At 69.3% G+C, this 11,353-nt stretch carries 10 protein-coding genes and 1 pseudogene; 6 read left to right on the top strand and 5 right to left on the bottom strand.

The genetic code is table 11. The features are described from left to right. Positions 1 to 2 precede the first annotated feature (2 nt). Genes ACNJ7E_RS05915 through ACNJ7E_RS05905 form a run of 3 tightly spaced genes read left to right on the top strand, consistent with a single transcriptional unit; the run spans position 3 to position 2,804 of the window. On the top strand, positions 3 to 1,772 hold the full coding sequence (locus tag ACNJ7E_RS05915) for an alpha/beta hydrolase (RefSeq protein ID WP_418339363.1): 1,770 nt from the start codon (positions 3 to 5) through the stop codon (positions 1,770 to 1,772). Continuing rightward, on the top strand, positions 1,769 to 2,413 hold the full coding sequence (locus ACNJ7E_RS05910) for a CPBP family intramembrane glutamic endopeptidase (RefSeq protein WP_418339362.1): 645 nt from the start codon (positions 1,769 to 1,771) through the stop codon (positions 2,411 to 2,413). Before ACNJ7E_RS05915 ends, ACNJ7E_RS05910 begins: the two co-directional genes overlap by 4 nt. A gap of 4 nt (positions 2,414 to 2,417) precedes the next feature. After that, entirely contained in the window at positions 2,418 to 2,804 is a 387-nt protein-coding gene (locus ACNJ7E_RS05905; RefSeq protein WP_418339361.1) for a sterol carrier family protein, read from the top strand. Here the strand turns inward: ACNJ7E_RS05905 and ACNJ7E_RS05900 are convergent. After that, positions 2,805 to 4,115, bottom strand: a pseudogene (locus ACNJ7E_RS05900) (class I SAM-dependent methyltransferase). A 173-nt stretch (positions 4,116 to 4,288) separates the two neighbouring features. Between ACNJ7E_RS05900 and purF the strand changes: the two are divergent. Together purF and purM are read left to right on the top strand one after the other, a co-directional pair. After that, positions 4,289 to 5,872 (top strand): amidophosphoribosyltransferase, encoded by a 1,584-nt coding sequence (gene purF / locus ACNJ7E_RS05895; RefSeq protein ID WP_009477905.1) that lies wholly within the window; start codon positions 4,289 to 4,291, stop codon positions 5,870 to 5,872. A gap of 120 nt (positions 5,873 to 5,992) precedes the next feature. Continuing rightward, positions 5,993 to 7,072 (top strand): phosphoribosylformylglycinamidine cyclo-ligase, encoded by a 1,080-nt coding sequence (gene purM / locus ACNJ7E_RS05890; protein WP_005244377.1) that lies wholly within the window; start codon positions 5,993 to 5,995, stop codon positions 7,070 to 7,072. 111 nt (positions 7,073 to 7,183) lie between these two features. Here the strand turns inward: purM and ACNJ7E_RS05885 are convergent, their stop codons facing one another. The 4 genes from ACNJ7E_RS05885 to ygfZ form a co-directional block, all read right to left on the bottom strand. Next, complete coding sequence (locus ACNJ7E_RS05885) at positions 7,184 to 7,384, bottom strand: DUF3073 domain-containing protein (protein ID WP_005244376.1); 201 nt, start codon at positions 7,382 to 7,384, stop codon at positions 7,184 to 7,186. A gap of 181 nt (positions 7,385 to 7,565) precedes the next feature. Continuing rightward, complete coding sequence (locus ACNJ7E_RS05880; protein ID WP_418339360.1) at positions 7,566 to 8,519, bottom strand: asparaginase; 954 nt, start codon at positions 8,517 to 8,519, stop codon at positions 7,566 to 7,568. Beyond that, complete coding sequence (locus ACNJ7E_RS05875) at positions 8,516 to 9,184, bottom strand: MOSC domain-containing protein (RefSeq protein WP_418339359.1); 669 nt, start codon at positions 9,182 to 9,184, stop codon at positions 8,516 to 8,518. The genes ACNJ7E_RS05880 and ACNJ7E_RS05875 overlap by 4 nt, the downstream gene beginning before the upstream one ends. Further along, positions 9,181 to 10,302: a CAF17-like 4Fe-4S cluster assembly/insertion protein YgfZ gene (gene ygfZ, locus ACNJ7E_RS05870; protein ID WP_009477908.1), complete on the bottom strand. Its 1,122-nt coding sequence runs from the start codon at positions 10,300 to 10,302 to the stop codon at positions 9,181 to 9,183. Before ygfZ ends, ACNJ7E_RS05875 begins: the two co-directional genes overlap by 4 nt. A 62-nt stretch (positions 10,303 to 10,364) precedes the next feature. On the opposite strand from ygfZ, the gene ACNJ7E_RS05865 reads away from it, so the two are divergent. Then, a complete protein-coding gene (locus ACNJ7E_RS05865) occupies positions 10,365 to 11,237 on the top strand; it encodes an aminodeoxychorismate lyase (RefSeq protein ID WP_418339358.1) in 873 nt (290 codons plus the stop codon). Positions 11,238 to 11,353: the final 116 nt, after the last annotated feature.

The raw sequence follows: 11,353 nt of genomic DNA, 5'->3' as shown, positions 1-11,353 counted from the left end.
GAGTGGTCGAATCGGGGGCATTGGAGAGGGTTGACCGGGGGCCGCGGGAATTCTCGCGGTTGGTTGATCCTGCACTCCTCCACGGTCCCCGACTCGACCGGACCTGGCGTTTCCTTCGGCTCGACTTCACCGGCATCGCGTGCGCGACGCTGTTCTTCTGCTGGTCGCTGACGCCGTCGCTGCTGCCCCGCGACTGGCTGTTCCAGGGGCTGATCGGCGGCATCAACGCCGCGATCGGTTACACGGTGGGAACGGCGATCGGCTGGCTGGTACGTCGCTACTTCCTGCGGCACCGGTCGTGGTGGCCGTTGCCGGAACCGTGGTCCACCGGCCTGCGCGTCGTCGTGACGGTGACGTGCGTGGTCGTGAGTCTCGTGATGCTCGCGTACTCCGCGGCATGGCAGCGTGAGATCGCCGCGCTGATGGGGGCGGAGGGCACCACCACCACCGGCTACATCCGCACGGGCGGTCTGAGTCTGCTCGTGGGCGCCGCGATCATCTCGGTGTGGCGGCTGCTGCGCGAACTGGTGCGGTGGATCGCGGCACGACTCATCCGGCGGTGGCACCTCGCGATCCCGACGGCCACCACCGTCGGCATCCTCATCGTGACGGTGCTGTTCTTCCTGCTCGTCGACGGTGTTCTGATGCGCGGCATCTACGCCGCCACGAATGCGGCGTTCAGCCTGCAGAATTCGACCACCCGCGACGGCGTCGAGCAACCACTCGACCCGGAGAAGTCGGGGAGCCCCGAGTCGCTGGCGCCCTGGGACACCCTCGGGTACGAGGGCCGGAACTTCGTGTCCCGAGGGCTCGACGCCGACGAGCTCACGGCGGCCAACGGCACCCCGGCCAAGGACCCCATCCGGGTTTACGCCGGACTGGAGACCGCCGAGGACCCGGACGCGCGCATGGACGTCGTCATCGACGAACTCGAGCGGACCGGCGCGTTCTCGCGCAAGGTCCTCGTCGTCGTCCCCACCACCGGCACCGGTTGGGTCAATCCGACTGCGGCGCAGGCGATCGAGTTGGTCCACAACGGTGACACGGCGCTGGTCGCCAGCCAGTATTCGTTCCTGCCGAGTTGGATCTCGTTCCTCGCCGACCGTGAGAAGGCCGCGGAGGCGGGGAAGAAACTGATCGATCGTGTGCACGAGCGGTGGTTGCAGGAACCTGAGGCGACGCGCCCCAAACTGCTGGTCTACGGCGAAAGTCTCGGCACCCAGGCGGGGGAGGGCGCCTTCGACACGCTGAGCGATATCCGGCAGACCGTCGACGGCGTGTTGTGGGTTGGGCCGCCCAACTCGAACCGGCTGTGGGGACAGCTGATCCAGCGCCGCGACCCCGGCACTCCCGAGGTCGCCCCCGAGTACTCGGCGGGTCTGGTGGTGCGGTTCGCCGACGACTCCGCCGACATGGTGGAGGAAACCGGCGAATGGCTGTCACCGCGTATCCTGTACGTGCAGCACCCGTCCGATCCCGTCGTGTGGTGGTCGCCCGACCTGGCGTTCACCCGCCCCGACTGGTTGAAGGAACCACCGGGCGAGGATCGTTCGCCGTCGATGAAATGGTTTCCGTTCGTGACGTTCTGGCAGGTCTCCGCCGACCTCACCAACGCCGCCGGCGTGCCGGACGGGCACGGCCACAATTACGGGACTCTCGTCCTCGACGGCTGGATCACGGTCGCCCAGCCCGAGGGGTGGACGCCCGTCGACACCGAACGCGTCCGGTCCACTCTCGAATCCCTCTCCGGGACAGAGGGCCCGGAGAAGTGAGCAGGGTCGCCTCCGTTGCCGGTGCGGCGGCGGCCGTGCTGTGGAGCAACGTGGTGCTGCCCGGTTCGGGGCTCGGCCCGTACGGGCGGGCGGTCGCGGGAGGCGCGCTCGGGCTGTCGGTCGTGGGAGCAGCACGCGCCGCGGGCTATGGCGTCGACGAACTCGGCCTGTCCGCGTCGAGGGCCCGGTCCGGGTTGCGGTACGGCGCCCTGGCGTCGGTGATCCCGCTCGCCGGATACGCGATCACGCTGAGTGTGCCCGCACTGCGCAGGCGTGTGCCGACCGGCGACGGCGTCACCGATTTCGCCGGCTGGGTGGGGTTCCGGATTCCGGTAGGGACCGTGGCGCACGAGGAACTGCTGTTCCGCAGCGTCTTGTCCGCGATGCTGCGACGGGCCTGGACGCCTGCGACGGCCAACGTCCTGCACGCCGCCACGTTCGGGCTGTGGCACGTGCGCGCGGCCCGGATTGCCGGCGACGGCGTCGCCGCGAGCGTGCTGCTCACCGGCTCCTCCGCGTGGCTGTTCGAGTGGTTGCGTCGACGCAGCGGCAGCGTCGTAGCCCCTGCACTGCTGCACCTTTCGGTCAACGTCGGTGGGGCGGTGGCCGCCGAACTCGCGCGGGCCCCCACAGTAGATTGAGCGTATGCCGCCGCGCCGAGCCGTAGATCCCGCCGAACTGAGAGCCGCCGTACTCGAGGTCGGCCCGTGGCTGCGCGGCGATTCCGAGGAGACACCGTCCCGCAGCCAGCTGGCCGCGGCGGTCCGGCTCAGCGCGCGGACACTCGAGCAGGTCGCGCCCGGTTCGAGCGTGGAGGTGCGGGTTCCGCCGTTCGTCGCGGTCCAGTGCATCGAGGGGCCGCGGCACACCCGCGGCACCCCGCCCAACGTCGTGGAGACCGACCCCCGGACGTGGCTGCTGATGGTGACGGGACTGCTGGAGTTCGACAGTGCGACCGCCGACGGCGGAGTGTCGGCGTCGGGGAGTCGCGCCGGGGAGATCGCCCACTGGCTGCCGCTGCTGCGCGTGTAGTCAGCCCAGCCACAACGCGCGGGTGCGGGGCAGGCCACTCGACCCGTCGTCGGACGGGCGTACGGCCAGCACCTGATGGATCGTCAGCCGGCCATTCTCCTCGAACCCCAGGGCGCTGGCCGGGAGGTACAGCAACCAGGTGCGGGCCCGCTCCGCGCCGGCGAGCCGGATCGCGTCGTCCCAGGAGTCGCGGAGTCTGCCCACCCACGCCCGCAGGGTGAGTGCGTAGTGCTCCCGGAGGGCCTCGACGTCGCGCACCTCGAGTCCGGCGCGCTCGAAGGCGTCGAGCGTTCTGCTCAGCGGCAGCACCTCGCCGTCCGGGAAGATGTAGTTCTCGATCAACCCCGACGAGTTGCCGGTGCCGGTCAGCGACCGGACCGAGGCGATCGCATGATTGAGCAGCGGCCTTCGGGACGGAGAAGGTCGAGCAGGTGCTGCGCATACTCCGGCAGCGCGGAGTCGCCGACGTGTTCGGACATGCCGATGCTGGAGATCGCGTCGAACGGACCGTCGACGACGTCGCGGTAGTCCTGCACGCGGATCTCGATCAGATCCGACAGCCCGGCCTCGGAGACCCTCGCCTGTGCCCATTCGGCCTGTTCGTGGCTGAGGGTGACCCCGACGACGGACACGTCGTACTTCTCGGCGGCGTGGATCGCCAGCGACCCCCAACCGCAGCCCACGTCCAGCAGTCGCATGCCCGACTGGAGACCGAGCTTGCGGCAGACCAGGTCCAGCTTCTCGTTCTGCGCTTCTTCCAGCGTCCCGATCGCATCGCGGTCGTCGGATCGCTGGTCCCAGTAGCCGCACGAGTAGACCATCGTCGGACCGAGGAACAGGCGGTAGAAATCGTTGCCGACGTCGTAGTGATGTGAGACCGAGGACGCGTCGCGCGCCTTGCTGTGCTTGGCGCCGGGCCACCTCCACCGACGGCGGTGTCGGCCGGAGTCCGAGGCCGCCGAGCCGGACGAACGTCGCCAGCGACTTCAGGACGGTGCCGCGGTCGGATCCGCGGACGCTGAGGGTGCCCAGCCGGTCGACGAGGTCCGGAAGCGTCAGCAGCCGGAAGGCGTCGCCCTCGATCTCGAGGTCACCGGACACGTAGGCCCGGACGAGACCGAGTTCGTTCGGCGACCACAGCACCCTCCGGACGGCCCGGCGGTTGCGGAAGACGACGGTGACGTCGGAGTCGGGGCCTGCCTCCGAGCCGTCCCAGCATCGGACGTGCACGGGAATGGGGATGCCCATCGCACCTTCGAACGCGCTGAGCAGGCGTTCTGCGGCGGTCGGTGCCGTGCTGCGGACGTTCATCGGACAAGCCCCCGCTCTGTGGTTCGAGGATGCTGATCGGTACCGAAACCAATCTATTTTCGGCTGTCCGTCCGGGAGTTGGGCCGGTCCGATCGGCACCGTGGGCGAAGCGGCGGCGCAGGGCACGTAGACTGACCTTGCCCCTCACACGCCCATCCCCAGGGAGCACCCCGGTGACCAGAGCCGATCTGTCGGTCCATAGTCCTAATCTTCTCTCTTCGAACCCGTCCGACGAGGACGAGAACGAGCCCCGCGAGGAATGCGGAGTCTTCGGCGTCTGGGCGCCGGGAGAGGATGTGGCGAAACTCACCTACTACGGACTTTATGCGCTGCAGCACCGTGGGCAGGAAGCGGCGGGCATCGCCGTCGCCGACGGTTCGCAGGTGCTGGTCTTCAAGGATCTCGGGTTGGTAAGCCAGGTGTTCGACGAGCAGACCCTGGCAGCGATGCCGGGCCACGTCGCCGTCGGTCACTGTCGCTACTCCACCACGGGCTCGACCACGTGGGAGAACGCGCAGCCGATCTTCCGCACCACCGCCGCGGGCAGCGGCATCGCCCTCGGGCACAACGGCAACCTCGTCAACACGGCGGAGCTGGCGCAGCGCGCCCGTGAAGCCGGACTGGTCAACGACAAGCGCCCCGGCGGCGCCACGTCCGACTCGGACGTCGTCGGCGCCCTCCTCGCGCACGCCGCCGCCGACAGCACCATCGAGCAGGCGGCCATGAAGCTCCTGCCGACACTGCGCGGCGCGTTCTGCCTCACTTTCATGGACGAGCACACGCTCTACGCGGCCCGAGACCCGCACGGCATCCGCCCGCTGTGCCTCGGACGCCTGGACCGCGGCTGGGTCGTCGCCAGCGAGACGGCCGCACTCGACATCGTCGGCGCGTCCTTCGTCCGCGACATCGAGCCCGGCGAACTGCTCGCCATCGACGCCGACGGCGTCCGCTCCTCCCGCTTCGCGAACCCCGAGCCCAAGGGCTGCGTGTTCGAGTACGTGTACCTGGCCCGTCCGGACAGTGTCATCGCCGGACGTTCGGTGCATTCCACCCGCGTCGAGATCGGTCGTCGCCTCGCCACCGAGCACCCCGCCGAGGGTGACCTCGTCATCCCGGTCCCTGAATCGGGCACTCCGGCCGCGGTCGGTTACGCGCAGGGGTCGGGCATTCCGTACGGCCAGGGTCTGATGAAGAACGCCTACGTGGGCCGCACCTTCATCCAGCCGTCGCAGACGATCCGCCAGCTCGGTATCCGCCTCAAGCTCAACCCGCTCAAGGAAGTCATCCGCGGCAAGCGCCTCGTGGTGGTGGACGATTCGATCGTCCGCGGCAACACCCAGCGCGCGCTCATCCGGATGCTCCGCGAGGCCGGCGCACTGGAGATCCATGTCCGGATCGCATCGCCGCCGGTCAAGTGGCCCTGCTTCTACGGCATCGACTTCGCCTCCCCGGCCGAGTTGATCGCCAACGGTGCGGGCGGCGGCGGCGAGCCCGGCAGCTTCGACGAGATGCTCGAAGGGGTGCGCCGTTCCATCGGCGCCGACACCCTCGGCTACATCTCCACCGAAGGCATGATCGCCGCCACCGAGCAGCCTGCGTCGCGACTGTGCGCGGCCTGCTTCGACGGCACGTACCCCATCGCGCTCCCCACGGAGACGTCGATCGGAAAGAACGTTCTCGAGGGAATGCTCGAGAGCGCGGCAGGCGGTCCCGCGACGCGGGAGAACGACAACGCGAACGCCCTCAGTCGGCCGTAGGCCGGGATATCGGGATCCGGCCGGAGAACGTACTCCGGTACCGTAAGGACGCAATCACAGCACTCGATTGCCCGACCGACACGATTTTGACGAGCAACAGAAGGCTGGAGTAACAACCACATGACCGAGGATCCGACAAGTCGCCCTGGCGCGTCCTACGCCGCCGCAGGAGTGGACATCGCCGCAGGCGATCGGGCGGTGGAACTCTTCGCTCCCTTGGCCAAGCGCGCCAGCCGTCCCGAGGTTCTCGGTGGTCTCGGTGGATTCGCGGGTCTGTTCTCGCTCAAGGGTGACTACAAGGAGCCGCTGCTCGCGGCGTCCACGGACGGGGTGGGCACCAAGCTCGCCGTCGCTCAGGCACTCGACAAGCACGACACCGTCGGCCTGGACCTGGTCGCGATGGTCGTCGACGACCTCGTCGTCTGTGGTGCCGAGCCGCTGTTCCTGCAGGACTACATCGCCGTCGGGCGGGTCGTCCCGGAGCGTGTCGCCGAACTCGTCAGCGGCATCGCCGAAGGCTGCATCCAGGCCGGTTGCGCGCTGCTCGGTGGCGAGACGGCGGAGCACCCCGGTGTGATGGCGGACGGCGACTACGACCTGTCCGCGACCGGCGTCGGTGTGGTCGAAGCCGACCAGGTGCTGGGGCCCGACCGGGTCCGTCCCGGCGACGTCGTGATCGCCATGGGTTCGTCCGGACTGCATTCCAACGGTTACTCGCTGGCCCGCAAGGTTCTGCTCGAGATCGACCACATGAGCCTCACGGCGCACGTCGACGAGTTCGGCCGCACCCTGGGCGAGGAGATGCTCGAGCCCACGAAGATCTACGCCAAGGACTGCCTGGCCCTCGCCGCCGAGACGGACGTGCGCACGTTCTGCCACGTCACCGGCGGTGGACTGGCCAACAACCTCGCTCGGGTCATGCCGAAGGGTCTGGTCGCCGAACTCGACCGCGGCACGTGGAGCCCGGCTCCGATCTTCGCGATGATCGCGCAGCGCGGACGGGTGGAGCGGGCCGAGATGGAGCAGACGTTCAACATGGGCGTCGGCATGGTCGCGATCGTGGCGCCCGAGGACGTCGATCGTGCGCTGGCCGTCCTGACGGCGCGCCACATCGACTGCTGGACGCTGGGCAGCATCAAGAAGTCGCACGACGTGTCGGCGGAGCGCGCAATTCTCGCCGGCGATCACCCGAGGTTCTAGGGTCGGACGCCGTCTGTCGGAACGGGGCGAGCTAGTGGCCCCGACCGGCTGAAGATGTGGAAATGAGGGGGAGCCGGTATCGGCTCCCCCTCATTTCGTTGTCTTCAGATCTCAGCGCCGCCAGTCGTCGTCGTCCTCCCGGGAGTGACCCTCCCTGTCGGCACGCTGGTCAGCGAAGACCTCGTCCCGATGCGAGTTGGACGACCCACCTGAGAGCTCTCGTTGCAGGCTGTCAAAATCCGTGGTCGGTACGCTGTACTTCAGCTCGCGTGCAACCTTGGTCTGCTTTGCCTTAGCCCGGCCGCGGCCCATGGCTGACCCCCTCGCGCTTTCGCGGGGCGGCCTGGGGAATTTGGCGGCCCCGTTTGAGTGTGTAAGTTCCTGCCCCACACTCTAGCGTGGAAAAGTCCCTCGCGCTTCCATCCACACCCCGAAGCGGTGTCGGTTTAGTCTCACCGGGCTCGCGAGCTGCCCCGATGCCGGTGTTTCGCCTTCAGAAGACTCCCGGAATTGCCCGGACCGTCCCCACCCGGACGCCGCCGCCGAGCACGGGCTGCGATGCGAGGGCCGCCAGATCCTCGGTCCACTCGGCGCCCATCCGGTGGAGAAGTGCTGCGGCGAGGGGTAACCGGGCCCGTTCGTGGCCGTCGTCGATCTTCAGCGCGAACGCCGAGCCGTCGGGGAGCGCGCCGGCGTAGACACCGTCTGCTCCGGCCTTCGTCATCAGCCCGGGCACGACCGGCATCAGCCGCGCGTCGTCCTTGCCGGTGCCCGAGACGAGGTAGGGGTGCTCGCGGACGGCGTGGGCGACGGCGAGCTCGGGGGAGTCGGGCTCGGCGGTGACGAGCCGGGCGAACGCCCGCGCCAGATGCGTCAGCGACAGCGGGACGATCGGCAGCCCGCATCCGTCGATGCCGAGTTCGGCGTCGACGTCGCCGCTGATCGACCCGAGCGTCTCGACGACCGCGAGTTGCAGCGGATGCGTCGGCTCGAGGTAGCTGTGCAACGGCCAGTCGTTGGCCAGGCACGTGGCGAGCATCGCCGCGTGCTTGCCGGAGCAGTTCATGTACACCGGGCGGGGGAGCTCACCGGCGGCCAGCAGTTCGGCCCGGGCGAGTTCGTTGGAGGGCAGATCGGCGGGGCAGCGGAGCTGGTCCTCGTCGAGGCCGTACCGGGCGAGCAGCCGCTCGACGAGTTCGATGTGGTCCGACTCGCCCTCGTGGGATGCGGTCGCGATCGCGAGCTCTTCGGAACTGGACGGTTCGAAGCCGTTCCGCAGCATCGTCACGGCCTGCCACGGCTTGTTCGACGACCTCGGGTAGATCGGCGTGTGCACCTCACCGAGGGTGAGCGCGATCTCGCCGTCCGCGCGGAGGATCACCGCGGAACCGCGGTGGACGCACTCACGGAATCCGGAACGGACGACCTCGACCAGTTCGATGCTCAATACGTGACCTGCACTTCCAGTCCGGCGATCCGTCGGCGGGCCTTGTCCGCGACGGTCGGAGAGAGGTTCTCCTGCTGTTCGAGCAGCGCCACGAACCGTTCCGGGTCGCGGCCGGTGAACAGATCGCGCACGGTGACGCCGTGGCCGGGCACGTGGATGCGCTGGACGGTGTCGCCGGCGCCGACCGACCCCTCCGTCACCACCCGCAGGTACGCGCCCGTGTCACCGCGTTCGGAGAACCGCTTGACCCACCGGGGCTCGGCGGCCCAGACGCCGAACGTCCCGCACGGTGTCCGCGGGCTGGTCACCTCCAGTTCGGTGGTGCCGATCCGCCAGCGCTCGCCGATCACGGCGTCGGTCGCGGCGATCCCGTCGAGGCGGAGGTTCTCGCCGAACCATCCCGGGGGCAGTTCGCGGCCGAGCTCCGACGCCCAGCGCTGCGCCTCGTCCTCCTGGTAGGCGTAGACGGCCTTGAACGGGCCACCGTGGTACTCGGTGTCGCAGACCCGGTCGCCGACCAGTCCGGTGGTCGTGACGCGCACAGGGCCGTCGACGGGCCGCTTGTCGATCGCCGTCCGGGTCACCCGGCGGGTGCCGCTGTCCCGTTCGGTGTGCAGCACGCAGACGGCCAGCACCTCGCCGGCCGTCGCGGTCGCCTCGCTCACCGGCCCCGGAGCCGGTCGACGGCGGCGCGGCCCGCCTGGACCGTGTCGTCTGCAGGCACGGAGTCGGGGTCGATGGACGCGGCGCACGAGCCGGCCACCAACTCGGTGTCGGTGGGGATGGACCGTTTGACGAGGGCCAGCGCGATGGGTCCGAGCTCGTGGTGGTCGATCACCGTGCCGATCCGTCCGACCGCACGGCCTCCCGCCGTCACGGGGTCGCCCGGTTCGGGCCTGCCCTCGGCGCTGCCGTCGAGGTGCAGCAGGACGAGGTGACGGGGCGGTTTGCCGAGATTGTGGACGCGGGCCACCGTCTCCTGGCCGCGGTAGCAGCCCTTCTCGAGGTGGACGGCGCCGTGGTCGGCGGGACCGCCGATCCAGCGGACCTCGTGCGGGATGGTGCGATCGTCGGTGTCGAGTCCGATCCGGGGCCGTGCGGCGGCCACCCGCAGTGCCTCGAACGCCCACGTTCCCGCGGGTGCGGCGCCGGCGGCGGTGAGCCGGCCCCACCACGTCGCGAGTCCTTCCCGCGGGATCAGCAGGTCGAAGGACTCGGCGGCCGGCCACGGCATGCGGCGGACGAATCCGCCCCCGGGCACCGCGACGGCGGCGTACGGCTCGGCGGGTGCCACGACGCCGGCCGCGTCGAGGACCGTCACGGCGTCGGGGCCGAGCACGCTGAGGACCGCGAGCTCGTTGCCCTCGCGGGGCTCGGCCTTGGACCAGAACACCATCTTGGTGAGGAACGACAGGAGGTCGGGTCCGCGGTCGGCCTCGGTGTCGATCCAGGTGACGCCGTCCAGATCGGTCTGGACGAAGTGGTGCTCGACGCGGCCGTTGACGTCGAGGCTGAGGTTCTCGGCGCTCGCGCCGTCGGGGAGCGCGGCGACGTGCTGGCTCGAGATGGTGTGCAGCCAGGTGAGTCGTTCGGGTCCGCTGATCGCGATGACGAACCGGTGGGAACGGTCGACGACCGCCGCGGAACGTTCGGCGCTGCGTTGTTCGCCGAGTGGATCGCCGTGATGCCAGGCAACGCCGGCGTCGGGAGAGCCTTCGGGCGCAGGAACCGCGCCCGGGGCCGTGAGGAGTGGACTGGGTGAGACGGGCAGTTTGTCGACCACGAACCCAGTCTAGGGACCATGGACCACGGGTGGCGGTCAGCAGGGTCGATAGGCTGGGCGTCATGTCTGATCGAGTGTTGGTGACACTGGACCACGAGGTGCGGGACGCGGATGCCCCGCTGCTGCACGCGGACGATCTGGCGGTGGTGCGCGGCGACGGTGTCTTCGAGACGCTGTTGGTGCGTGGCGGTCGCGCACTGAAGGTCGAGGCCCACCTCACCCGTCTCGTCGCGTCGGCGCGCGCCCTCGGATTGCCCATTCAGGACCTGGACGAGTGGCGCCTGGCACTCGAGCTGGCCGTCGAGGAGTGGGGGTCCGAGCGGGAGGGTGCGATGCGACTCGTGCTCAGCCGCGGCCGCGAGTCCGGTGGCGACCCGACTGCTTTCGTCACCGTCGGGCCGGTGTCCGAGCGGATTCTGGAGGCGCGGCGCGACGGGGTGTCGGTACTCACATTGGCCCGGGGCTATTCGGTGGATCTGTCGGCGAGTGCGCCGTGGCAGCTGCTCGGGGCGAAGACCTTGTCGTATGCCACGAACATGGCGGCGCTGCGGTATGCGGTGACACTCGGTGCCGACGATGTGATCTTCGTCAGCAGCGAGGGCAATGTGTTGGAAGGGCCACGTTCCACGGTGGTCATCGCCCGCGACAAACACCTCCTCACGCCGCCGCCGGAGCACGGAATCCTGCCCGGAACGACGCAGCAGGCGCTGTACGAGGTGGCGTCCGGCAAGGGGTTCCGCTGCGAGTACGCGGCGCTGCGGCCGGCGGATCTCATTACGGCGGAAGGCGTTTGGCTCATCTCCAGTGTCACCATGGTCGCGCGGGTGCGCAAGATCGACGGACTTGCCCTGCCCGACGCACCGCTCGCCGACGAGATCGTGGAGCTGGTCGGCCTCGCGGTCGAGGCGGCGGGTACCGAGTCTGCGGAGGGTTGACAGGTCTACTACATTTCGTAGTAGCAAAGTCCTGCGGGGGAAACGACCCCGCAGTACGTTGTTTTCAAGGGTCGGGCGGAAGCCCACGCTCCGGCCCTGAAGCCTGTCCTACGGGC

The sequence above is a fragment of the Rhodococcus mengyinensis genome (assembly GCF_048381435.1).
GTDB classification, from domain to species: domain Bacteria; phylum Actinomycetota; class Actinomycetes; order Mycobacteriales; family Mycobacteriaceae; genus Rhodococcus_F; species Rhodococcus_F opacus_D.
This window is presented reverse-complemented; position numbering and strand designations above follow the sequence as displayed.